The sequence below is a fragment of the Chryseobacterium binzhouense genome, from assembly GCF_007474545.1.
Lineage (GTDB): Bacteria > Bacteroidota > Bacteroidia > Flavobacteriales > Weeksellaceae > Chryseobacterium > Chryseobacterium binzhouense.
This window is the reverse complement of the sequence record NZ_VKOG01000004.1, coordinates 229,596-254,404: the sequence shown is the minus strand read 5'-3', so window position 1 is coordinate 254,404 and position 24,809 is coordinate 229,596. Positions and strand designations below refer to the sequence as shown.

The window sequence follows — 24,809 nt, the reverse complement described above, 5'->3', positions numbered from 1 at the left end:
TAATAAAAAAGAAAAATGAAAATAGGAATACTTTGCTACCCGACTTACGGTGGAAGCGGAATTGTAGCTACAGAACTCGGGATGTCTCTAGCTAATAAAGGGTATGAGGTACACTTTATCAGTTCGGCACTTCCGGCAAGATTAGATATTACCAATCCTAATATTTTTTTTCATAAAGTAAATGTACAGACATATCCGCTTTTTCAATATCAGCCTTATGATATTGCGCTGAGCTCCATGATTTACCGCGTTGTGAATCTTTATAAGCTGGATTTGCTTCATGCCCATTACGCAATTCCTTATGCGTATGCTGCTTTTACGGCAAAGCAGATGCTGAAAGAAGACGGAAATGATATTCCTCTCGTCACGACTCTTCACGGAACAGATATAACTTTGGTAGGTCAGCATCCAAGCTATAAACATGCAGTGGAATTTTCAATCAATCAATCGGATGCCATTACATCGGTTTCTGAAAGTCTTAAAAAAGATACACTGCAGTTTTTTAATATTAAAAAAGACATTCAGGTGATTACCAATTTTATTGATAATTCTGAATTTAATGTAATTAATGAATGTCAGCGAACACAATTCGCTGGTCCGGATGAAAAAATCCTGATCCATGTTTCCAATCTCCGTCCGGTAAAAAGGGTAGAAGAAGTTCTGAATATTTTTAAAAATGTTGAAAAGAAAGTTAAGTCTAAACTGATTATCATCGGTGAAGGTCCAGAAATGGAAAAAGTAAACCAATTTCTGGAAGAAAATCCGCACTTGATTTCAAAAATAAGACTCTTAGGAAAAGTCAATGATCTGTATAGGATTTTGCAGCTTTCAGATGTGTTTCTGCTTCCGTCTGAGCAGGAAAGCTTTGGTTTGGCGGCTTTGGAAGCTATGGCGGCAAATACCCCGGTAATCAGTTCGAATGCAGGAGGGATTCCTGAAGTTAATATTCAGGGTGAAACAGGTTATCTGGCTGAAATAGGAAATGTTGAAGCCATGAGTAATTACTGCATTAAATTGCTGAGCAATGACGAGCTTTTAGCCCAAATGAAACTGAATGCTAAAGAACAGGCAATAAAATTTGACCTTAAAAATATTCTCCCGATTTACGAGCAAATGTATAAAGCAACAATCGAAAAGTTCAGAGGAGCGCTTGCTTTGTAGCAATATTTGTATTGGATGTAAATTTATCCAGAATTGAAATTTTTAGAACAAATAATCCACTGCTTTTGCTGTGGGTTTCACAACCGTGTTTTTTTAATAGTTTATTTTTGAATTTTTCAAATATAAATGATTTTTTTAATGTATAATTCACCCATGTTCTTTATTGGTTTAAGATTTTTTCACGCAAAGATTTACTTTCAAAATGTTTTATTTTAAGATGCAAAAGCAATTAATTGCTTCGCAAAGCGTGAAAATATCGCTTCATCAAATCAACCTGTTGATTTAACTTTGCTCCTTAGATATAAAATTATTTTAATAAGACTTTGCGTTTAAATATGTGTCAAATATTCCTGTAATAAGTTTTTTGTTAATTTTCACGCAAAGATTTATTTTAAGATGCAAAGGCAATTAATTGCTTTGCAAAGCATGAAAATATCGCTTCATCAAATCAACCTGTTGATTCATCTTTGCTCCTTATGTATAAGATTATTTTAATAAGACTTTGTGTTTAAATATGCGCAAATTTTTATGTAATAGTTTTTTTGTTATTTCTGCAAAGCTAAATCGCTAATGCGACAAAACTTAAAGTATTTGGAATCAATATCGTTTTTAATTTCTATTAATCTTTTTGATATTACTTAAGCAATACAATAATTATTAAATCGCAATAATTTTAAAAATAAATGGAACTTATAAAATAGTTTTAATAATTTAGTGTTGATTACAAAAACACCCGATGAACGAAAAACTTTTACAGTACCTCTGGAATTACAAGATTTTTACGGACTATAATTTTAAAGACATAGATGGTAATTCTATTGAAATTATAGACTACGGGAAGTGGAACTCAGATTCCGGGCCGGATTTTTTGATGGCAAAAATTAAAATCAATGACTTAATCCTGGTGGGAAATATAGAGCTTCATATCAAGTCTTCTGACTGGATTTTTCATCAGCATTCCCAAAATCCCGATTATAAAAATATTATCCTTCATGTTGTTTTTCAGAATGATGCAGATATTCAGGAACATAAAAGTAGAAATATTCCCACACTTGAACTCAGACATTATGTGGATGAAAATGTCTTCAGAAAATATGAGCATTTGATGGATGAAAATCAATTTATTCCATGTGAAAAGATTTTCAGTCCTGATAAAATCCCCGTAAACTTCCATGAGGAAAATTTACTTAGAAGGCTGGAAGAGAAATCTCTAACGATAGAACAGGATCTTAAAATTCATAAAAACAATTATGAAGCAGTGTTGTTTCAGCACTTGGCTTATGCCTTTGGTCTGAAAATAAATGCAGCTGTTTTTAAGCAATTGGCGGAAACCATAGATTTTATGGTTGTTAATAAAATCAGGCAAAATAAAACGCAGTTGGAGGCTTTGTTTTTTGGAATTGCAGGCTGGCTTCAGAATCCTGGAGATGAGCCGATGAGAATATGGAAAAGAGAGTTTGATTTTTTAAAAGCTAAATATAATCTTCCAGAAATTACAGTTGCTCCGAAATTTCTCAGGCTTCGTCCTCCAAATTTTCCTACGATTCGTTTGTCACAGTTGGCAGATTTATATTTCAGGCATCAGAATTTATTTTCAAAAATTATTTCGGCTGAAAGTATAGATGAGATACTTCTTATTTTCGGCGATGTACAGGCTTCTGAATATTGGAATAATCACTTCAGTTTCGGAAAATTATCTACCATAAATCATCCAAAAATTCTGACGTCTGAGTTTATTGAGATTGTTATTCTTAATGCTGTTTTACCGGTAAAATTCACGTATGAAAAACATCTAAATGAAAGCATTACAGATCATATTCTTAGTTTTTATACGGGGATTCCGGCAGAAAAAAATTCCATAGTGCAGCAATGGAAAAATTTAGGCTTAAAAATTGATCATTCTTTAATAAGCCAAAGCCTGATTTATCACCACAAACATTTTTGTGAAGTGAAAAATTGCTTAAATTGCGGGATCGGATTTAAAATTTTAAAAGATTCTTATCATGTTTGATAATCTTCGTCATAAAATGGAGCGCGAATGGTTCGGGGTTCTTACCAGAATGGGAGCCAAATTGGGAATTCCTGTATCCAAACTCAGGGTATTTTTTATTTATTCCACATTTGCAACGGCAGGATTTTTCTTTTTAATCTATCTGGGTCTGGCTTTCACGCTTTGGGTAAAAGATATTTTTATAACAAGAAGACCAAGTGTTTTTGACCTTTAAAAAAGATGGAGTTTTTACAAGTTACTTCGGCTGATGATTACAGAATCAAAAAAATATTTGATTCTTATTCTTCCACTTTTCCGGAGGATGAGAGGAGAGAGTGGTTTCAGTTTGTGAGGCTATTTGTACATCCCAAAGTAAAGGTACTCTCTGTTTTGGATGAAGCTCAAAATATAGGCTACCTTATTATCTGGGAACTTTCCCAATTTACTTTTGTTGAGCATTTTGAAGTTTTTGATGAGTTCAGAAGTCGTAACATGGGGTCTCAGATTACAGCATTTTTACTAAAAAGCTACCCGAGAATCATTCTGGAAATAGAGCCGGAAAGCCTGAATGAAAATGCCAGACGAAGGTTTTCCTTTTATCAGCGGAACGGTTTTAATCTTATTGATGAAATGTATATTCAGCCCAGTTACGGAGAGGGTAAAAAAAATATTCAGCTATGGCTTTTAGCCAATTATAAACCAGAAAATATTCAGCAGATAAAAGACGAAATTTATGATGTAGTTTATCATTAAAATACTTCCGTCTGCAAAATTACAATGTTGATTGTTATTTCTGAGCCTGCGGAGTTTTATAAGACATAATTCTGGTTAATACCGCTCTCTGGAATCTCATCAGATCACCATCAGTCATATAACCGTACTTCAAAATGTTTTTTCTTTCAAATCCTCCCTGGAGAACGTAGGTCACGAAATGATGGATAAACGGCTGCTCAATCTGTAAATCAGTAAAGTACTGAGTTCCCAATGCAGCAACAATATAGATTGTCATATCCAGATCATCCCATTTATTTTTTACTTTTCCAATAGAGAAACCCTGTCCTTTTGGCTGTACAAATTCCCCGGGTCTTGCAGCTAAAATTCTTGGATCTGACTTTTGAGAGATGTACTGAGCTATATCTTTTTTCAGTTTTGCTACTTTTTTAGATTCATTGAGCGAGTTGGCGTCACTCTTTAGATCTCCGGTAATGCCTTTTTTGATTTCAACTTCTTCAATTAAAATTGCAGATCGTATCATATTAATATTTAAAGAAGACTTTGCATTTTCCGGAATGACTTTATGATCCAGTCTGTCGAAGCCTATTTTTATAAATCTAAGAATGTCTCCTGCTTTTCCGGAAATCATGAAATGCCCGTCTTTATTGCTGAAAACCCTCTCGTCAGTCCGGATATTGATCACGGTAACATCAGAGATTTGCAGATTTTGTTCACCCACAATTTTACCGAAAATATATTCCTGAGCTTGGGCGTTCAAAGCGAAAAAACAAAGAAGAATAAAAAATAGTTTAATTTTCACAGATTATTGTTTTGATAGACAAAGCTAAAATTATTTTTCATTTTAAATTGAAGTTTAACCAGACTTAACGGCATTTAGGACTTTTTTTGATTGTTGGCATATAACTGTTAAAATATTGAGCCTTAAATGTTAAAATTATCAGCTAAATTTTATTTAAATTGCACAAAATCCTTTAGTTCGAAATGTCAAATTCTTATACAGTCATTAATGCTTCTGCCGGATCAGGGAAAACCTATGCTCTTGTACAGAGATTGTTGATGATTTGTCTCAGGTATCCCAATCAGCAGCAGATCATCAGAAATATTCTGGCTCTTACCTTTACAAATAAGGCTGCCAACGAAATGAAAGAAAGAATTCTTTCGTGGCTCGGAAAATTTACAGCAGAAAGCTATACGGATAATAATGATCTTAAAAACATTCAGAAAGCATTTGAAAACGAAGGTTTAAAGATAACACTGGATGAGCTTCACCATCGCTCAAAAAAACTTCTGGATTATATTCTTCATAATTATTCCACATTAAACATTGGAACAATAGACCGTTTTAACTCCAGATTAGTACGAAGTTTTTCTTACGAACTCGGTTTGGCGAAAAATTTTAATCTGGAAATTGATGCAGAACCTTTTTTGATTGAAGCGGTAGATAAAATGCTGGATCAGATTGGTGAAAATGATAAAATTTCAGATTCGTTTATGGATTATGTAGATTACAGTCTTGATAATAATGAAAGAATCAATCTCAATAAAAGCCTGTACGATTCTGCAAAGGAATTTGTGAAAGATATTCATTATGAACATCTTAAAAATAATAATGAGTTTGATGACCATAATTATGAAAATATCAAAAACAGTTTACGGACTGAGATTTCTGATAATAAAAAAAGATCTTTAGCACTCGCTCTGGAATCCATACAGCTCTATAAGAACAGGAATATTGAAATAGAAGATTTTGCACAGGGTAAAAACGGATTGGGCGGTTTTTTTGTAAAAGCTGTAGAATTTTATGAGAAAAAGAGAATAGGATTTCCCTTTCCAAGCTCAACCGAAGAATCTGTCGTAGAAAAATACAGGAAAGGCTGTTCTGCAAAATCAAAACATAAAGAAGCCGATATTTCAGAAATTCTGGAACAGCTTCTGGAAAACCGGATGAAGCTCATTTTACTCTACATTGAAACTCAAAAAAAAGAAAAAATTCTTTCGGCACTGCTTCCTTTGAAGGTGAATAAAGATATTCAGGATCAACTCAGACAAATTGAGAGTGAAAATGATCTGGTTCTATTGTCTAAGTTTAATATTTTAATCAATGAAAATCTGAAAAACGAGCCGTCTGCATTTATTTATGAAAAGGTGGGATCTCAGTTTCAGCATTATTTTTTTGATGAGTTTCAGGATACTTCAGAATTGCAATGGCAGAATTTTGTTCCGTTGAGAGATCACAGTATTTCAACAGAAAACACTTCTTTTACTTTAGTGGGCGATCCCAAACAGAGTATTTACCGCTTTCGGGGCGGCGAAAGTAAACTGATGCTTGATATTATTAATAACACCGAGATTTCTCCAAAGCAGGCAGATTTACTTGTACTGAAAGATAACTGGCGCAGCGCAAAAAATATTGTGAAATTTAATAATGAATTGTATCATTTTCATTCTCAGAATCTTCATGATGAGCATCGGCAGATTTTTGGATCTGATGGAGAACAAAACCCCAAATCGTCTATTGATGGAAGGGTAAAGGTGAATTTGGTTGAGAATTTAACCAATGAAGAATTTTATGATGATGTTTCAGTGAAAATGCAGAAAGATATACAGGAATGTCTGGATAATGGATTTCGATTTTCTGATATCACTATTCTGTGCCGCGGAAATTTTGATATATTTTCATATTCACAGAAGCTTGGAAACCTTAAAGTTACTTACAACGGAACAGAAACTAATATTAAAACCATTTCAGACAAAGGTCTTACTCTCGAATTATCAGATACTATACAAGCGGTGGTTCAATATCTTAAATGGGAAGCCAATCCCAAAAACAAACCGCATCTGATGATGATGATGTTTTATCTCAACAGGTTGGGAAGAATTACGATCCTTGATTTTACTTTTGGGATGAAAGAAATTCTTTCTTTAGATGCACACGAGGAAATTCTTGATTTTATAGAAAAGAAATACAGTCTGCATCTCAGACAGGATAAATTTCCCAAATTTAACCTGTATAATTTTATAGAATATTACATCAACGAATTTTCTTTTGAAAATAAGGAAACTGATTTTCTCCTGAATTTTTTGGAAATGCTTTTTAATTTTACCCAAAATGCAGGAGCAAGTACCAAAGAATTTTTGAAATACTGGGACGAAGAAGCTTCTAAGCATACCATTCAGGCATCAGAAAATATTGATGCTATTCAGATCATGACAATTCATAAAGCAAAAGGACTTGAATTTCCTGTCGTTTTTATTCCTATGATGAACAAAAACAGGGACTCTGAATTTAGCAATTGGTTTGAGACTGACACAGAAAGTGCTTTGAAATCGGTTAATATTAATCAGTTCAGCAAAAATCTGGAAGCGTATGATGAGGGGATCGAAAAATTTAATCTGGAAAACTCATATAAAAATCTGGTTGACAGGCTGTGTCTGCAATACGTAGCAACTACAAGACCTGTAGAACAGTTGTTTTTTTATCTTCAGAAACAAAACAAAACATCCAATAATCTGGAAATTCTGGAATTTGTTCAATCTAAAAATCCTCAGGATCTTGATGAGTTTGATCTGTACGAAACTTCTCCTGAAATGCTGAAAAAGCAAATTGCTCATCCTTATTCCGAATTCAAAACCCAGAATATTCAGAAACTACGTAACAAGCACGAAGAAACAGATTCCGTAAAAATAGCAACGCCGTCAAAAAATTATCAGGTAAGAAATGAAAAAGTGAGAATCGGACTTTTTGTGCATGAGTTGCTGTCAAAAATAAATACTGAAAAAGATATAGATAAAGTTTTGGAAGCTTATGTTTTGGAAGGTCAGATTACACTTGACGAAAAAACTGAAATTAATTCGGATTTAATGAAAATCATTACAGAGCATTCTGAATTTTTTGATGAAAAATGGAAAGTCATCAATGAAAAAGACATCATGATTACTGAAAACGGAATCAGCCAGATTTACCGTCCCGACCGTATCCTGCAAAATGATGAAGGCTACGTTATTTTAGATTTTAAAACGGGTCAGCCAACGGAGAAAGACGAAAGGCAGATTCAGACTTATAAAAATGTTCTTGAAAAACTTGGCAGGAAAGTTTTGAAAACGAAGCTGATATATTTGTAGTTATGATATTCTAAATTTTCGGCGGAGCCAAAGGCTCCGCCGAAATAGATTTTTAAATTTTTTTACGCTGTTGCATCAGGAGAAAAAACTCTTTTTGCCAATTCCTGATCAAAAAGATACAGAGCAGAAGGGTTGTCAGAAACCATTTTGATTTTAGTCACCAATTGTGATGCGCTCGCTTCTTCTTCTACCTGCTCATTGATAAACCACTGCAAAAATGACGTTGTAGCAAAATCTCCTTCTTCGTTGGCGTTTTTAACGATGTTGAAAATACTTCTCGTCACTTTTTTCTCATGTTCCAGCGCTTTTTCGAAAATATCGGTCGCATTTTCAAAGCTATGCGGAGGTTTCGGAATCTCGCCTAAAATAATTTCACCGCCTACATCATTCAGATAATCAAACATTTTGTCCGCATGCATGAGTTCTTCTTTGCTTTGCACGCGGAAATAATTGGCAATGCCATCCAGATCTTTTGCTGAAAACCATGCAGACATTGAAAGATAATATTGTGCTGCGTATTGCTCGTGAGCAATCTGCTCGTTGATGAGCTGTGCAATTTTTTCACTTACCATAATATAAATTTATATTCAAAATTACTGATTAAAAGGCAAAATCAAAAGTTTTGACCTAAATTTAGGTTTAGAATGAATACAAAAAAGGACAGGAAAAAATTCTGCCCTCCAACATTAAAAATCAAAAATTATAAACTCTTTTCTTCAATTACATCGCTGTTCCAGACTGGCGTTTCTGCATCATTCTTCTTTCACTATTGGCTCTTTTTTCTTTCATCATTGCTTTTCTTTCCTTCATTTTTGCTTCTCTGGAAGCCTGCCACTTTTCGTATTGTTCAGTAGAAAGAATGTTTTTCATCTCACTGTCCATCTGCTGCTGTCTTGCTTTCATGCGTTCCATTTTTGCCTGTCTTTCACCTTTGTTTTTTTCAAACTCAGCTTTCATTTCAGCTCTCCGCTTTTCGTGAAGGTTTTTTATTTTATCTACCTGTGCCTGATTCAGGTTCAGTTCTTTCTGCATTTCAGCCATTCTTTCCTGTTCCTTCATCTGCATCTTTTGCTGCATTTCTTCTTTATTAAATTTTCTTCCATCCTGCTTTGTCTGCGCTATGGCTAAAGTTCCTGTAGCAATAAATAACGCTAATACTAATTTTTTCATGTGTTATGATTTATTTGTTTGTTATATCTTTTTGATAAAGTTTTTTAGAAAAAGTTAAAAGTTAAATTCATAAAATAAGTTAAATTTTATTATCATATTTTTAATATATTGTTTTAATTAAAAGAGAGTGAATAAAATATTCACTCTCAACACCACTCAAATATAATATATGAAAAACTAAAAAAACTAATTTCTTACTAAACTGCCTCTAAAACCTGAACCTCTTCCTTCACCTCTGTTATTTTCCTGTCTCGGAGTATTATTCTGAATTCTCGGACTCGAATTTTCTCTTTTCGGCTGATTTCTGAAACCTTCATTATTCCTTGGAGGAGTAGTATTGCTTTCAGATCTCATACCGCCATTGTTTCTAGGTTCGTTATTTCTAAACCCTCCGTTGTTTCTTACGCCGTTGTCAGCTTTATTTCTTGATCCGCCATTATCAGAATTTCTGAATCCGTTATTAGGTCTTGTGTTTCCATTGTCATTTCTGAATCCTGAAGAATTACCGTTTCCATTTCGGAACCCTGAATTTCTTACCACATTCAGCGTAGGATTATCTGCACGTCTGAAACTGTTTCTGTCAACACGGTAAACATTGATGTTTACATTTCTGTAACGCGGCATTACTCTGAATCTCGGTACATAATATGTTCTTCTGTAATTCTGAAAATAGACAATCGGATGAGCACCCTGATAATAATTGTTTTGGAAAATTACAAAGACTCTAGGTCCCAAAATCCTTTCCATTGCATAGTATCTGTCATAATACCATCTGTCCGGATTAAATCTGTAAAAATTATTCCATGCTGCAAAACTGGAGTATAAATTATTCAGATACAGAATCTGGTCTATTTGCCAGCGGTTGAGTCTGTGCTGTACAAAAAAACGATTCCAGTTGATATTTATAATGCTTTGTCTGTAGTCATTATAATAACTTTGGTAATAATCTTGCGGATAATAATCTTGCGGATAATTGTAATAATAATCGTCCGGGAAAAAATTTCGGTCATCCTCATCACTATAATATCCGTCGTTATTTCCGTAATATCCATCGTTGCCCCATCCGTTGTTCGGATATTGCTGAGCAAAGGTTAAAGTTGCTAAGCTGAGTGCAAATCCTATAAATATTCTTTTCATTTTTTCAGTAATTAATTGGTTAAATAAAAACTTTCGTTCTTGTCTTTTTGATGCAGATAAAAAAAAGAAGTTAAATCCTAAGATAAAACTTCAATATAATAAATTTTTAAGTTATTGATAATCAGTATGAATATTTTTCTAGTTTCTTCCGCTGTCTTTCACCCAATCTGATATTTTATGATTAAATTCTGAATAATTAATAATGTTTTCCAGTTTTATGTGCATTCTGTAACGCCAATAGTGTGGAAATACTGCGGGATTATTAATTCGTTCATTATCTGTTTTTCTGTTAATGAGATTCTCATCTGTTGCAAAAAACTCCTGAATAGGAAAAATAGCCAGCATTGCATCATTGTAAAGATGCTGTTTCATGATGATTTCTGCCAGATACGGTTCCAGATTTTCTGGTGCTTTTCCAAACTGACCAAGCTGCTGATTAAAATATTTTTGAGTTAATGACGGGTTTTCTTTCCACCATTGTCTGAGTGTTGAGCTATCGTGAGAAGAAGCCGTCACAACATTCATATAATCAGCTATTTTAGGATTGTAAAACGGAATGTTTTCCGAAGGCATTCTCTGTACTTTAAGTGCAACTATAGCAAGTTCATCCATTACTTCAGGAACACAGTCCGGAACCAATCCCAAATCTTCACCGCAAATCAGCATATCGGTTGCATTCAGAATAACAGGGAGTTTTTCCATTGCACTTTGTTTCCATAAATAATCCTGACGTTTGAAGAAGTAGTCCTGATATAGTTCGTATACCGAAGTCTTTTCCCAGTCAGACAGAAAATGATAAGATTCTGTTTTGAATGCGTTAAATCTAGGATGATAAACCTTTTCTCCATTTCTCTCTTCAGTAAGAAACAATACATTAGCACACAGTGTAATCAGTTGATCGGAAAAATCATCCATTTTCCCCTGAAAGTGTTCTGATATTTTTCTTTGGGTATTAAAATTTTCTTTAAACTGATAAGTACCATCTGATTTTCTTTCTAAAAAATCAAGTGCTTTGCCGGTTTGGTCTCCAAAATATTTCCATAAAATTTCGTCATTGATGTAAGGCTTGCAGTATCTTTCGAAATTAAAAGGAATGTGACGGGCTTTGAACTCATCCCAAGTAACAGGAATTGCAGGATAAAAATAGCCTAAAATGCCTTGTGTTGCTGAAACAGGCATTCTCCATATTCTGAAAAAACCGAGAATATGATCTATTCTCATAGCATCAAAATACTGCTCAAGGGCTTTGAAACGGTTTTTCCACCATTGGTAGCCATCGGCTTTCATGGCTTCCCAATTATAAGTAGGAAATTCCCAGTTTTGACCAATTTCTGTGAACTGATCTGGTGGTGCTCCAGCCTGAAAATCCATTCCGAAAAGTTCAGGTTCAGTCCATGCTTCTACAGAATACCGGTAGATTCCTATCGGCAAGTCTCCTTTTAGAGAAATTCCGAGACTGTGAATATATTCAACAGAATTTTTCAGCTGTTTATCAAGTTGATACTGTACCCACGAGTGCAGCATTGCAGCGTCATAATCTTTGTTTTTTGCATTAAAGAAAGGTGCAATTTTTCCTGCAATATATTTTTTGTGAGTTTTCCAGAGATTGTAATTCGGTGATTTGTATTTATCTCTCAATACACAAAAAGCAGAGTAGGGAAGAAGCCAGGCTTCGTTATCTTTAAGAAATTTTTTAAAATTTCTGTCTTTATAGATTTTCTCTTTTTCGGTAGTAAAAATAGCTTTCAGATATTTCCACTTAGAAGCAATCATTTTTTCGTAGTCAATGAGTTCTAATGAATTTAGATGTTCCTTTTCCTGAGCAAAACTCTCTTCTAAATTTTTTGGTATTTTAAAATCAAGATTTTCCAGCGAAATATATTGCGGATGCAGTGCATATACAGAAACGGCAGCATAGGGATAAGAATCAGTCCATGTATAATTTGCGGTTGTATCGTTGATCGGCAGAATCTGTATAATTTCAAGCGAAGTATTTTTAGCCCAGTCTGCAAGCTTTTTTAAATCTAAAAATTCCCCGACTCCAAAACCGTCGTCTGTCCGCAATGAAAAAACTGGTACAGCGACTCCGGCTGCATGATACATCTGATAAGACTTAAATCTGAAATAATGATCAGATATAATCTGCAGTACCTCTTTCTGACTATTTGGAAAAGCAGATCTGTTATCACCTGTTTCTACATCAATTATTTTCTGAAGTTTTTTGTCAAAAATAGAATATTTGTATTCAATAACATAGTTTTCGGGTACTTCAACAGCTGCTTTCCAAATACCGGGATCGGTTTGTGTTAAGCGAATTGCATCTTCATAATTCCAGTTTCCTAGAGAAGGCGTGCTTCCAATAAGTGCAATTTCCCAGTCGGGATTATAAAGTGGAGCTTCTATTTTGAAAAGATGAGTATGTTTTTTTAAAATAGAAATTTTCTGTGAACCTTTTTGTTGAAGTTTATTCTTTAAAATTTTGTTGTTGAGATAATTTTCCGGAAGATTTTTAGAATTCCATTCGTCAAAAATCAGAAATTCTTTATAGTTGTGAGGGAAAGTATGATGATGCTTTACGGGCTCTTTTCTAAGAACTTTTCTATGGTCATCGCATAGCTGATAATGGTATTCTATGTTTTTAGAAAAAAAATCTATTTCGCATTTCCATTCACCATTTCCGGTATGAAACATTTTATGAACTCTTTCTGCATGGTCGCTTTCATGGGTGACAAGCTCTAAATTTTCGCCCGGTTTTGTGTAATAATTAAGGTTAAAATACAATTTCATCTCATATATTTTTGTCTAAAAATACGGTTTAAATTTTAAAAATAAATACTTGATGAATCAAATTTAAGATAAGAAGCCTTTTCCTGAGAGTGGAAAAGGCTTCGATATACTGAATATAGTTCAGATTTTATTTTGTAACTAAAATCTTTTTTGTAAGTAAAGTTTTTCCGGATTCTTCGGTGATATTCACAATATAAGCACCTATTGAGAAATTTCTCAGCTGAATCTGCTGATTGAGGTTGCCGTCTTTTACTGAAAGACTGATATTGAAAACAGATTTTCCTGAAATATCAAATAAAGTTACTTTGATATTTCCTTTAATGTTTTTGTCGTTTACATTTACGGTAATTGTCTGATCTTCCACTTTTGTAGGATAAACATCAATGTTTGCCATTGTATTTGCCTGCGTAACTTTGTCATTGGCAAAATATCGGCTCGCCAAATCATAAATGTGGAGGTTTTGTTCACCGGAAAGTTGTTTTGCCTCAAGATTTTTCAGGCTAAACTCGTACATGGGAGCACCTTTTGCGCTTGCTACAACTATATTTCCTTTAGAGTTTACCGCAGCACCGTTTACGGAGTAGTTTTCCGGCAGCCCCGTGATTTTTCCTGCAAATTTTGCAGTTAATTCTTTTGTTGAAATTTTAAAAACATTTCCTGTCACAGAAAAAACGTAGAAATTATTGTCGGCATCAGCAATCATATCTCCGCCAAAACCTGTTTCCATTGCAGTAAAAGAGTTTTTACCATTAGACTCGTCGTCTTTGATGATGCCAAGATCTTTTACGGTAAACTGATCATTCTTTTTGCTGATCTCAATAAACTGCGTTCCTGAATTGTTGATCGCATAAATATTTCCGTTGTATCCTGTCGCCATTCTTGTAATGTGTGAATTGATATCACACGGTGTTACTCTTGCTACATTATTTTCAACTAACGTTATTTCTTTGGTTTTTTGGTTTAATACATAAATGTTTGAAGAGAACATCGGCATATAAACCAGATTGTTTCCTGAAGAATCGTATGCTAAAGCAGCAAGATTCATCGCCTGAGAGTTATGAAAAGAATTTTTATCTTCCGAAACGGCAGATTTTCGTGCCTGCGATATGACACTGGCAGAAGAAGAAACTCCGAAAACGGTTTCGCCGGATGTTCCGTCTGCATTCATTGTGCGGAAATCATTAAATTCAATTCTTGGGGAATTTTTACCGGTAAGTGCAAAAAAATCCTGCTGTGCATTTACGGTATTTCCAAGTAAAACCAAAAGAATAGGAAATAAATGTTTTTTCATAGTTTATATATTTTATAATTAATCATTTTAGTATGACTAAGTTACATATTTTTTAGATTGGATGAAATAAATGAAAAAATTTAAATGGAATTTTTTAAAATTGATCATAACTCCTGAAATTTTCAAATCTTCATTTAATAGAAAAAGCATCCAAATAATTGAATGCTTTTAAAATTTATTTAATAAAACCTCTGTTCCTTAGTAAAGGTTTAATGTCAGGGTCATGACCCGCGAAATCTCTGAATGCCTGATTAAGATCGACAGAATTTCCTACAGAAAGAATATATTTTCTAAATCGGTCGCCATTTTCCCGGGTAAGCCCGCCATTTTTTTCAATCCATTCCCAGGCATCGCTGTCTAAAGTTTCAGACCACAGATAAGCATAATATCCTGCTGAATAACCGCCGCCCCAAATGTGGGCAAAGTATGGAGTGTGGTATCTTGGCGGAACAGTTGCTAATGTGAAACCGTGTTTTGCTAAAGATTGTTTTTCAAAATCCAACACAGGAAGAAGCTGTGTTTCGCTGGTTACGGAATGCCAATCCATATCCACAGAAGCTGCAGAAACAAGTTCTGTGGTCATATATCCCTGATTAAAAGTCGAAGCTTTTTTAATTTTATCAACTAGACTTTGAGGAATGGGCTGTTTTGTTTCGTAATGAATAGCATAATTTTTCAGTACGACAGGATCTAAAGCCCAATGTTCGTTGATTTGTGAAGGGAATTCAACAAAATCTCTCGGGACATTTGTTCCTGAAAGAGATGGATATTTCTGGCTCGCAAACATCCCGTGAATAGAGTGTCCAAATTCATGGAAGATGGTTTCTACATCGTCAAAACTGATTAGTGACGGTTTTCCTTCTGCTGGTTTCTGATAATTGTAGCAGTTGACAATCACTGGTTTTGTTCCTAAAAGGTAGGATTGCTCAACAAAGTTACTCATCCACGCACCGCCATTTTTAGAATCTCTGGTATAAAAATCAAGGTAATAGATCGCCAGAGATTTTCCGTCATGATCAAAAACTTCATAAGTAACCACATCAGGATGATAGACAGGAAGATCGGTTCTTTTTTTGAAGGTAAGCCCGTAGAATTTTTCAGCAGCAAAGAAAACGCCTTTTTCTAGTACCGTTGTGATTTCGAAATAAGGTTTAATTTCGCTTTCGTCAAGATCAAATTTTGCTTTTCTTACCTGCTCTGCGTAATAATTCCAGTCCCATGGCTGCACTTTAAAGCCGCCTTTTTGCTTATCAATGAGATCCTGAATATCTTTAGCTTCACGCTTTGCGGTTTCCACAGCCGGGATAGCCAGCTGATTCATAAGTTTAACTGCAGCTTCAGGGTTTTTTGCCATCTGATCCTGCAGCTTCCATTCTGCGAAGCTTTTATTTCCTAAAATCTGCGCTTTTTTGAGTCTTAAAGCAGCCAGTTTTTCAATGGTCTCTCTTGTGTCATTTCCATCGTTTCTCTCTGCTCTTTCCCATGATGCTTTGAAAAGTTTTTCTCTGGTTGCTCTGTTGTTGAGATTTTGCAGAAGAGGCTGCTGAGTGGTGTTAAGTAAAGTAAGAAGATATTGTCCAGGTTTACCTGCATTTTTCGCATCATTTGCAGCAGCTGCAATTTCGTCAGAAGAAAGTCCGTCAAGTTCCTTTACATCAGTAAAGAAAACTCCGCCCTGTTTTCTTGCTTCCAGTAGTTTGTTGGAATATTGTGTGGAAAGAGAAGCCAGTTCCTGGTTGATTTGTTTTAGTTTCTCTTTATCAGCAGCAGAAAGATTAGCTCCTGCAATTTCAAAATTTTGTTTGTAATACTGAAGCAGTCTTTTACTTTCTGAATCTAATCCATTTTCTGAAATTGATTTTATTCTTTGATAAAGATTTTCATTCAAATACATCTTGTCAGAATGGGCTGCAAAAACAGGTGCATATTCTTCGTCTAAAGCCTGCAATGTAGGATTGGTATTCGCACTTGTAAGATTTGAGAAGACAATCACAGCTCTCTTTAAAACCTCGCCGCTTTTTTCAAGTGCAACAAGGGTATTCTCGAAAGTTGGCTTTTCAGGATTATTGGCAATTTTCAAAATCTCTGCATCATGCTGTTTTAGTCCAAATTCAAAAGCAGGTTTAAAATGTTCATCTTTAATTTTGTCAAATTCCGGAGCTTCGTATTGAAGTTTGCTTTTTTTCATCAAAGGGTTTGAGGAAAGCGAAGCATCAGGAACGGGAATTTCTTTTTGAGTGTCGGGTGTTTTCATTGTGGTGCATGAATAGTTAAATGCTAAAGCAGAAATTAGCAGTGCCGAGGAAATGTTTTTTATATACATCTACTTTATTTTTTAGAATAATATATGAAATCAGGTATTTTTTAATTTACATTTCGCTGTCAATTGTAACAGATTTCATATTTTAGTTGTTATTAAAGTATAAAGATATTAAAAACTAAACTTTTAAACATCATATCATGAAATCTAGTACAATTTTAATTTTTTCAGGACTTGTTTTGCTGGCTTCCTGTAATAAGAATGACAAGAGAGAGCAAAAAAACGAATGGCTTCCTAATGCCACCAATTCTGATCATGGACCTGTAAAGCAAAAAGAATTTGCAGGAGATTTTGATAAGGTTGAAGTTTCGCAGGCTATTGAAGCTGAAATCATAAAATCAGACGTGGAAAAAGTAGTGATTTCTGCTCCTGAAAATATCATTGATGAGGTTTTGGTAGAAAATAATGGGGGAGAACTCCATATTCATTATAAAAGAGGATTTCGCGTAATAAACAGCTCTAAAGTAAAGGCTAAAATTTATGCAAAGGATTTTACAAAACTTACAGCTAATTCAGCAGCTGTTATTGCGGTTAAAGATCAGTTTACTCAGGATAAAACAGATCTGGAGATGTCAAGTTCGGGAGAAATATCAGGAAAGCTTGAAGCCAATGAATTTACCATTAATGCAGGAAGCAGTGGTAACTTTACAGGAAAGATCTGGGCAGTAAATCTTTCTGTGGAAGCTTCTTCAGGCGCAACTGTTGAAGTTTCAGGAAAAGCTAAGACTGCTGATTTGAAAGCATCTTCCGGAAGTGATATTGCGGCAAAAGAAATGATTGCAGATTTTGTGAAGGCAGAATCTTCCAGCGGAGCAGGAATAGAAGTAGGAGTAGCATCAAGGTTTGAAGCCCATGCTTCGTCTGGCGGAAGTGTGAACGGCATTAAAAAAGGAAATGTGACGACAGTTTCCAAAGAAGAAAGCAGTGGCGGTAGCGTCAGTCTGCAGTAATTTAAAGCTGAATATCAGTTTCTTCATCTTCTGAAGCTAATGTTTCCCAATCTTTTCGGTCAAAATTCAGATTATCAAAAGCTAATAAATCCTCCTCTATCTGGAGGATTTCTTTTGTGGTAAAAAGATGCATTTCTTCGTCTTTATCTGTTTTTGCCAGTCTTCGTACCGATGCTTTGTCAATAGCCATAAATCTTTGTCCCAATCTTCTGGCAGCGTATTTTCTCATTCCTGTTTCGTGGAGTACATCTACTGCCATATCTACCGCAGTTCCCAGTGTTTCACGGTAAATATTCTCTATTCCGTTATCCAGATAATCATAGGCGTCAATTCTGTTTTTAGCACGAACAAATATTTTTACATTAGGATATTGTTCTCTTACCAAATCGGCGACAAATTTATTCATTTCGGGGTCATCCAGACAGAGGACGAGAATTTTTGCATCTTCAATTCCGGCAGCTCTCAAAACAGGAAGACGGGTTGCATCACCATAATAAACTTTAAAACCGTAGCTTCTCAGCATTTTTACACGATCCGAATCTCTGTCCAGAACAGTAGCTGTTACTTTATTTGCTTTTAAAAGCCGTCCTACAGTGCTTCCGAAATGTCCGAAACCTACGATGATAATTTTCTTCTGATCAATATTTTTCTCAAGAATATTAAAGTCAGAATCAGAATCCGGAACTTCTTTGATGAATCTTGGTGTGATAATTTTGTCATTAATAATTAAAAGAATTGGAGTAATACACATGGTAATTGCCGACACAGCCATTAACTGTGCATTGAGTTCTGCTCCGAATAAATACAGATCTGAAGCATAGTTGATCAGTACAAAAGCAAATTCTCCTACCTGTGAAAGTGCAAAGGCATAAAACAAAGTCTGTGGATTATCAAGCTTAAAAAATTTTCCAATCGCAAACAGCACGAGAAATTTTACAGCCAGAACTACAAAAACAGTACTGAAAATAAAGACTGCGCCATTCTGAATAACATTAAAATTCATCGTAGAGCCTACACTTACGAAAAAGACGGCAAGCAACAATCCTTTGAACGGGTTGATCTGTGCTTCAAGCTCATGACGAAATTCACTGTTTGCCAGCATCACACCTGCTAAAAAGGCTCCTAAAGCCGGAGAAATACCAATCGCAATCATTAATTCTGAAACGCCGATAACCAGAAAAAGCGATGAAGCGGTAAGAAGCTCGGGCATTCCTGCTTTGGAAACATACCTTAAGAAAGGAACAAAAACATACCTGCCTAATAAAATTAAAATGATAACCCCAAAAATTACGGTACCTGCCTGAAGCCATTCCGGGAGTTTCTGAATGAGAATCTGCACTTCATTATCCTGATGTCTGGCTTTATAATTGGCAATTATCGGCAAAATTGCCAGAATGGGAATCACGGCAATATCCTGAAACAGCAGAGTGGAAAAAGATGCTTCACCTGCTGTAGTTTTCAGATTGTTTTTTTCCTGTAAGGTCTGAAGCACAATGGCAGTAGAGGAAAGTGCAAAACACATGGCAATCGCAATAGATTTATCAACTTTCCAGCCAGCCCAGATGAAAATCAGAAAAAGTATGGAAATGGTTAACGCCATCTGAGTAAGTCCCAAACCAATAATTTTTTTCCTCATCTCCCAGAATTTTCTGGGTTCTAATTCAAGTCCGACTAAAAAAAGCAGCATGATTACCCCGAATTCACTGGCGTGCATGATGTCGTTTACATCATTTCCGGTCAGTTTTAAAACATAGGGACCAATGATAATACCTCCTAAAATATATCCGATAACCGAGCTTAAACCCAATTTCCTTGCGAGTGGAACCATAATGATGGCTACACCTAAGAATAAAAGGGTGTTCATCGCTAGAGTGTTTTCCATATTATTGATTCAGGATTTCTACAAATTTCTTTTTCTGTAAAATAATTTCTTTTTTAGATAATTTGTTGGCTTCGTAAACGATGGTAATATCTTTTATGTTAGCTTTAAAAACATTCAGCGATACAATAAGTCCGCTGATTATTTCGTCGATTGTATATTTATAGGTTCCTTCTTTAGAGAAGGATCTTTCTTTGCCACCTGTTGTAACGACAATATAAACTTCTTTATTTTCTAATGGATTGATTTCCCCTTCGTTCAGCCAGTTGCGGTCAAAAACCTCATCAATCCACAATTTTAGCAAAGGCGGAACTCCGAACCAAATGATAGGAAACTGAAAAATAAAACGGTCATAATTTTGAAGTCTTTTTCTTTCTCTGAAAGCGGCAATATGAAAGTCGGGATATTCTTCGTATAAATCGCGAAGTGTAAAATGCTGATGACGCACGTAGAAATTGATGAGTTCTACGTTTGAATTAGAATGTTCAAGATAAGGATGAGCAAAAATAACCAGCGTTTTCTTCATACAACCCGTTTTTCGTAAATATAATGAAAAATGAGTAAAATAGGAATGGTGATGGTAAGTTTAATGAAATTTTAATTGAAGTTGAGAGATGATTTCAATTTATTTACCGTCAATAAGTTTTTAATGTTCTGTCTTTATTGAATGGTTGTTATGATAAATAAAGCTTGATTTTTTACAACTATAGGTGATAAATTAAATATTATTCTTAGAGTAAATCTTTAAATAATTTAAAATATTCAGAAATTGATATAATTGAAAATTTCATGTAACAAGTAATTACCATCCTCCCGAAGCACCACCGCCTCCAAAACTTCCGCCACCGCCGAAGCCTCCGAATCCGCCACCGCCACCACGGGAACTTCCACCGCCAAAGCCGCCACCGCCAAAGCTTCCAGGGAAAGGAAAGAATCCTCCCGGATAATTTCTGCGTCCTCTTCGGCTGAGAATAATGTCTCCGTCGTCATTATTTCCTCCGCCTTTGCTCGTAATGATGACAATAATAATGAAGATAATAAATGCGATAATGATCAGTTTAGCCCCTCCTGAGCTGCCTTTATGATTTTTCTGCAAGGGTTTAAATTTCCCCTGAACTGCCTCCATAATGGCAGACGTTCCGTCATCAATGCCTTCGTACCATTTTCCTTTTTTAAATTGTGGCGTTACAATATAGTCTAAAATCTGTCCGGCAACAGAAGCGGTAAGATATTGTTCAACGGCTCTTCCTTGCTGGATAGACATAGTTCGGTCTTCTTTTGCAATTAGAAAAACCACTCCGTTATCTACTTCTTTTTGTCCGATTCCCCATTTTTCACCGAAAGTTGCAGCCAGAAAATTAATATCTTCACCTTTTGTTGAAGGGATAATGATGACCTCAATTTCTGTAGAAGTAGAATCTGCAAAACGAATGAGTTTGTTGTTTAATGCATCTTTTTCCTGTTGGGTAAGAAGATTAGCTTCATCATACACAGGATACAAAACGGCAGGTTTTTCGGGAATTGTATATTGTGCTGAAATAATATTAAAACAGCAGGAAATAAAAAAAGTAAAAAATATTTTAAGAGAATGTAATCTCATCGGGTAGTTCGTTATGATTTTTTCCGTTGGCTGGAAAATGTTTTTTCAGTTCTTTTCCGGTTTCCAGAATAGCACTTTTTAAAGCCTGATAAAAGTGTCCTTTTGCAAATTCTGAAGTAATATAGTCGTGAAGGTGATCCCAGAAAGACTGATGTACTTTTTCGTGAATTCCTGTATCACCAATAATTGTGAGATATTTCTGCTCAAAGTTAACATGAAAAAGTACTGCGTTTTTTTCTGCTGTTTTGTCTTTACAGAGTTCTTTAAAAACTTCAAAAGCCGCTTCGGCAACCTTGTCATCAGTTGTAGAATCTATATGTACGCGGATTTCTCCGGTAGAAAGACTTTCTGCCGATTGAATAGCTTCCACAAGGGAAGCTATTTGATGATCTGTTAAAAAGCGATTCATTATTCAGTAAATACGCTAGGTGCATTTTCAGCTCCTGCCTGTGCTTTAAATAATGGCTTTTCTTTAAAATTGGTAAAATTTGCCAGAATATTGTTCGGGAACTGTTTGATCAAAATATTATAGTCTCTTGCAGCATCATTGTAATTTACCGTTTCCATTCTGATGCTGTTTTCAATCGCAATATATTCTCTCTGGAAATTAATGTACTGCTGGTCTGCTTTCAGATTAGGATAAGATTCTACTACTGCCATCAATCTGCTGAGAGCTCCGGTCAATTCACCTTGCGCAGCCTGGAATCTCGCCATGTCTTCTTCCGTAAGGTTGGTAGGATTGATATTGATTGAAGTTGCTTTAGAGCGGGCTTCAATTACTTTTGTTAAAGTTTCCTGCTCAAATTTGGCATAAGATTTTACGGTTCTTTCCAGATTCGGAATGAGGTTGGCTCTTTTTTGATATACGGTTTGTACATTAGACCACTTTGCATCTACCGTTTGTTCCTGAGCTACAAAATTGTTGTAACCGCTTTTACCCCAGAAAAATACTAATACTAAAATAATAAGTAATGCAATGCCGATGGTTCCGGCACTGAAACAGCCTTTGTTTTTCATGTTTGAATTTTGTTTAATTTTTTTAATGCTTTTTGTGCTACTCAAATATACAAATTAAGTGCTAATTTTGCATAAAATTTAATAAATGACAACAATTGTGGTTGCAATGGGGAAAAATAATGAAATTGGTTCTGATAATCAATTGTTATGGCATCTTCCCAAAGATTTAAAACATTTTAAAGAAATTACTTCCGGACATCCCGTGATTATGGGAAGAAAAACATACGAAAGTATCGGAAAACCTCTTCCCAACCGTACCAACATTGTTATTTCCAGAAAAAAAGACTGGTTTGAAGAAGGGATCTTAATTGTAGGAAGCATCAAAGAGGCTATAAAGTTTGCAAAAAAGATAGATGAAGACATTTTTATCATTGGTGGTGGTACTATTTATGACCAGACAATGGAAATTGTTGATAAGCTGGAAGTAACTCTGGTAGAGGCAAACCTTGAAGCTGATACCTATTTTCCTAAAATTGATTCTAAAATATGGAAAAAAACAAACGAAGTATGCCACGAAAAAGACGAGAAAAATCAATATGATTTTTGCTTTCAGACTTATGAAAAAATTTGAAAGAATAGTTGCCGTAATTCTAAGGCTTAACTTTTAGCATCTAACCTTTAAATGTTTTATCTTTGCACTTCTAAAATTTAATCATGAATAAAAACATAAAAATCATAGTGGCTGCGCTTCTTATTTTAGGCGGTCTTTACATGATGTTTTATACCAGAAGTTTGGGATGGGGAATTGTTGTTTTTCTTCTTTCTGCTTTGCCAATTTTCTTATTTTTCAAAAATGAAAATATCTTGCTTGCTTTCTGGCAATTGAGAAAACAGAATATGGTAAAGGCTTCCAAATTTTTAGGTAATATCAAAAATTACAGAACAGAGCTTCACAAAAACCAATATGGATATTATCATTATCTGCAAGGTTTGATTTTGGCACAGGATCATCCAACCAAAGTAGAACCTTTGATGAAAAAAGCTTTAGATTATGGTCTGAATATGAAACACGACCGTGCAATGGCTACCTTAAACCTCGCAGCGGGTGCAATTTCTAAAGGCAGGAGACAGGAAGGTCAAAAGCTTTTGGAAGAAGCTAAAAGATTGGATTCTGCAGGAATGATGGCTGATCAGATCAAAATGCTGAAAGATCAGCTGAAAATGCCGACCATGCAAAAGCATATGCATAATCCCAATATGAGAAACAGAGGAAAATTCTTTTAATATTTTAGGAATAAAGATTAAGCACTTGAGAAATCAGGTGCTTTTTTGTTTAAATGGTGATGATTTTATTACGATATTCAATTAGGGTATTTTGTTTAAACAAATTGGTGGTAGTTTTGATAAAATTCAGTAATACTGGGGGCTTGTGCATGTATTCTGTAAAAATCTAATTTATTTGATTTTTAAATTTACAATATAGCCTATGAAATAGCTTGGTTCTCTCTCGTTGTCAATTGTGGTTCATAATATTTACATTTCTGAGTTTTGTTCGTATCCGTAAAATTTAGGCATTTGCCAATGGTATTTTACAGCCAGAGTTCTTACTGAAACAATAAGAAGAATAGTGAAAATCTGGATGAATGTATAAGAAAGATTGGTGAAACTGGTAAGGAGCAAAAAAACTGATCCGCCAATAATACATGCACTTGCATAGATTTCTTTCCTGAAAATTAAAGGAATTCGATTGAGCAGAATATCCCGGATGATTCCGCCAAAACAGCCTGTAATTGTTCCTAAAGCAATACAAATTAATGGATGAATTTCTGCATTGAGCCCTTTCTGAACGCCAATAATGGTAAATAAACCTAATCCGAAACTGTCGAAAATAAATAAGGTTACTTTAAAATTCTTTTCGATGGATTTGAAAACCATTGCGAAAATGCTTGTTGCCAGAATCAATCCACACATCAATAAATCATGCATCCAAAAGACAGGAATGCCAAGCAGTAAATCTCTTACCGTTCCTCCACCCACTGAAGTCACAAAAGCAATAATCAGAACTCCGAAAGGATCTAATCTTTTCTGCATCGCAGCAAAACTTCCCGACATCGAAAAAGAGATCGTTCCAAGAATTTCTATAATAAGGCTGAAGTTTTCGTGCATTTATGATTGGTGCTGATAAAGACTCAAGTTAAATTTTGTATATTTTGATCTTACCTATTATTTATTTTCAATTCTCACCGCTTCAGGAACCAAAAGTTCATATTCTCCTTTATGATTGATGATTTCTCTTACGATGCTGCTGCTGATAAAAGATTTTCCTGATGAAGTTAAAAGAAAAACGGTTTCCAGCTTTTTGTGAGCCAGAGTCCTGTTGGTATGAGCAATAGCTTTCTCAAATTCAAAATCGGCAGGGTTTCTGAGTCCGCGGATGATGTACTGTGCATTTTTTTCAAAACAATAATCAACAGTGAGTGCTTCAAAAAAATCGACTTCCACATTTGGAAATTCCGCTACAGAATTCCGGATAAATTCCATTCTTTTTTCAAGAGGAAACATATATTTCTTCTGAGAGTTCTGCCCGATAGCAATGATTAATTTATCAAAAAGAGGTGCTGCTCTTTCAATGATGTCGTAATGTCCTAATGTAATCGGGTCAAAAGATCCCGGGAAAACGGCAATTTTCATGCGTAAGAATTTTGTTTTT

General features: G+C 34.9%; 22 protein-coding genes. 8 read left to right on the top strand and 14 right to left on the bottom strand.

What is annotated here, in order from left to right; genetic code table 11:
- Positions 1-15 precede the first annotated feature (15 nt).
- From bshA to FNE73_RS11925, 4 genes are all read left to right on the top strand, one after another.
- The gene (bshA, locus tag FNE73_RS11940) at positions 16-1,161 is read left to right on the top strand and encodes an N-acetyl-alpha-D-glucosaminyl L-malate synthase BshA (RefSeq protein ID WP_143884827.1); all 1,146 of its coding nucleotides are present in this window, start codon (positions 16-18) and stop codon (positions 1,159-1,161) included.
- A 736-nt stretch (positions 1,162-1,897) separates the two neighbouring features.
- Positions 1,898-3,172: a DUF2851 family protein gene (locus FNE73_RS11935; RefSeq protein ID WP_143884826.1), complete on the top strand. Its 1,275-nt coding sequence runs from the start codon at positions 1,898-1,900 to the stop codon at positions 3,170-3,172.
- A complete protein-coding gene (locus FNE73_RS11930; protein WP_076449725.1) occupies positions 3,165-3,386 on the top strand; it encodes a PspC family transcriptional regulator in 222 nt (73 codons plus the stop codon). Before FNE73_RS11935 ends, FNE73_RS11930 begins: the two co-directional genes overlap by 8 nt.
- A 5-nt stretch (positions 3,387-3,391) precedes the next feature.
- Positions 3,392-3,904: a GNAT family protein gene (locus FNE73_RS11925; RefSeq protein ID WP_143884825.1), complete on the top strand. Its 513-nt coding sequence runs from the start codon at positions 3,392-3,394 to the stop codon at positions 3,902-3,904.
- A 34-nt stretch (positions 3,905-3,938) separates the two neighbouring features.
- On the opposite strand, the gene FNE73_RS11920 is transcribed toward FNE73_RS11925, so the two are convergent.
- The gene (locus FNE73_RS11920) at positions 3,939-4,685 is read right to left on the bottom strand and encodes a hypothetical protein (RefSeq protein WP_143884824.1); all 747 of its coding nucleotides are present in this window, start codon (positions 4,683-4,685) and stop codon (positions 3,939-3,941) included.
- A 182-nt stretch (positions 4,686-4,867) separates the two neighbouring features.
- Between FNE73_RS11920 and FNE73_RS11915 the strand changes: the two genes are divergently transcribed.
- Positions 4,868-8,008 carry a UvrD-helicase domain-containing protein gene (locus FNE73_RS11915; protein WP_143884823.1) on the top strand — a complete coding sequence of 1,047 codons (3,141 nt, stop codon included), beginning with the start codon at positions 4,868-4,870 and terminating at the stop codon, positions 8,006-8,008.
- A 62-nt stretch (positions 8,009-8,070) separates the two neighbouring features.
- On the opposite strand, the gene FNE73_RS11910 is transcribed toward FNE73_RS11915, so the two are convergent.
- The 6 genes from FNE73_RS11910 to FNE73_RS11885 all read right to left on the bottom strand — a co-directional run bounded on the left by FNE73_RS11910 (position 8,071) and on the right by FNE73_RS11885 (position 16,716).
- Positions 8,071-8,580: a ferritin gene (locus FNE73_RS11910; RefSeq protein WP_143884822.1), complete on the bottom strand. Its 510-nt coding sequence runs from the start codon at positions 8,578-8,580 to the stop codon at positions 8,071-8,073.
- A gap of 148 nt (positions 8,581-8,728) precedes the next feature.
- Positions 8,729-9,178, bottom strand: a complete 450-nt coding sequence (locus tag FNE73_RS11905) for a DUF342 domain-containing protein (protein WP_143884821.1) — start codon at positions 9,176-9,178, stop codon at positions 8,729-8,731.
- A 186-nt stretch (positions 9,179-9,364) separates the two neighbouring features.
- A complete protein-coding gene (locus tag FNE73_RS11900; protein WP_143884820.1) occupies positions 9,365-10,315 on the bottom strand; it encodes a hypothetical protein in 951 nt (316 codons plus the stop codon).
- Between the two features lie 138 nt (positions 10,316-10,453).
- A complete protein-coding gene (locus FNE73_RS11895) occupies positions 10,454-13,102 on the bottom strand; it encodes a 4-alpha-glucanotransferase (protein WP_143884819.1) in 2,649 nt (882 codons plus the stop codon).
- Between the two features lie 127 nt (positions 13,103-13,229).
- Positions 13,230-14,393: a T9SS type A sorting domain-containing protein gene (locus FNE73_RS11890; RefSeq protein WP_143884818.1), complete on the bottom strand. Its 1,164-nt coding sequence runs from the start codon at positions 14,391-14,393 to the stop codon at positions 13,230-13,232.
- 175 nt (positions 14,394-14,568) lie between these two features.
- Entirely contained in the window at positions 14,569-16,716 is a 2,148-nt protein-coding gene (locus FNE73_RS11885; RefSeq protein ID WP_228430065.1) for a M3 family metallopeptidase, read from the bottom strand.
- Between the two features lie 137 nt (positions 16,717-16,853).
- On the opposite strand from FNE73_RS11885, the gene FNE73_RS11880 reads away from it, so the two are divergent.
- Positions 16,854-17,663: a head GIN domain-containing protein gene (locus FNE73_RS11880; RefSeq protein WP_143884817.1), complete on the top strand. Its 810-nt coding sequence runs from the start codon at positions 16,854-16,856 to the stop codon at positions 17,661-17,663.
- 1 nt (position 17,664) lies between these two features.
- On the opposite strand, the gene FNE73_RS11875 is transcribed toward FNE73_RS11880, so the two are convergent.
- From FNE73_RS11875 to FNE73_RS11855, 5 genes are all read right to left on the bottom strand, one after another.
- The gene (locus FNE73_RS11875) at positions 17,665-19,545 is read right to left on the bottom strand and encodes a monovalent cation:proton antiporter-2 (CPA2) family protein (protein ID WP_143884816.1); all 1,881 of its coding nucleotides are present in this window, start codon (positions 19,543-19,545) and stop codon (positions 17,665-17,667) included.
- A gap of 1 nt (position 19,546) precedes the next feature.
- Positions 19,547-20,068, bottom strand: a complete 522-nt coding sequence (locus FNE73_RS11870) for an NAD(P)H-dependent oxidoreductase (RefSeq protein WP_143884815.1) — start codon at positions 20,066-20,068, stop codon at positions 19,547-19,549.
- Between the two features lie 276 nt (positions 20,069-20,344).
- Positions 20,345-21,142, bottom strand: a complete 798-nt coding sequence (locus FNE73_RS11865) for a TPM domain-containing protein (RefSeq protein ID WP_143884814.1) — start codon at positions 21,140-21,142, stop codon at positions 20,345-20,347.
- On the bottom strand, positions 21,123-21,554 hold the full coding sequence (locus FNE73_RS11860; RefSeq protein ID WP_143884813.1) for a TPM domain-containing protein: 432 nt from the start codon (positions 21,552-21,554) through the stop codon (positions 21,123-21,125). The genes FNE73_RS11865 and FNE73_RS11860 overlap by 20 nt, the downstream gene beginning before the upstream one ends.
- Entirely contained in the window at positions 21,551-22,159 is a 609-nt protein-coding gene (locus FNE73_RS11855; protein ID WP_143884812.1) for a LemA family protein, read from the bottom strand. The genes FNE73_RS11860 and FNE73_RS11855 overlap by 4 nt, the downstream gene beginning before the upstream one ends.
- A gap of 85 nt (positions 22,160-22,244) precedes the next feature.
- Here FNE73_RS11855 and FNE73_RS11850 point away from each other — a divergent pair, with 85 nt between their 5' ends.
- Entirely contained in the window at positions 22,245-22,730 is a 486-nt protein-coding gene (locus FNE73_RS11850) for a dihydrofolate reductase (protein ID WP_143884811.1), read from the top strand.
- Positions 22,731-22,813: 83 nt separating this feature from the next.
- Positions 22,814-23,383, top strand: a complete 570-nt coding sequence (locus FNE73_RS11845) for a DUF2892 domain-containing protein (RefSeq protein WP_143884810.1) — start codon at positions 22,814-22,816, stop codon at positions 23,381-23,383.
- Positions 23,384-23,632: 249 nt separating this feature from the next.
- Here the strand turns inward: FNE73_RS11845 and FNE73_RS11840 are convergent, their stop codons facing one another.
- Positions 23,633-24,265, bottom strand: coding sequence for a trimeric intracellular cation channel family protein (locus tag FNE73_RS11840; protein WP_143884809.1), 633 nt, complete (start codon positions 24,263-24,265; stop codon positions 23,633-23,635).
- A 57-nt stretch (positions 24,266-24,322) separates the two neighbouring features.
- Positions 24,323-24,790, bottom strand: a complete 468-nt coding sequence (gene coaD / locus FNE73_RS11835) for a pantetheine-phosphate adenylyltransferase (RefSeq protein WP_143884808.1) — start codon at positions 24,788-24,790, stop codon at positions 24,323-24,325.
- Positions 24,791-24,809: the final 19 nt, after the last annotated feature.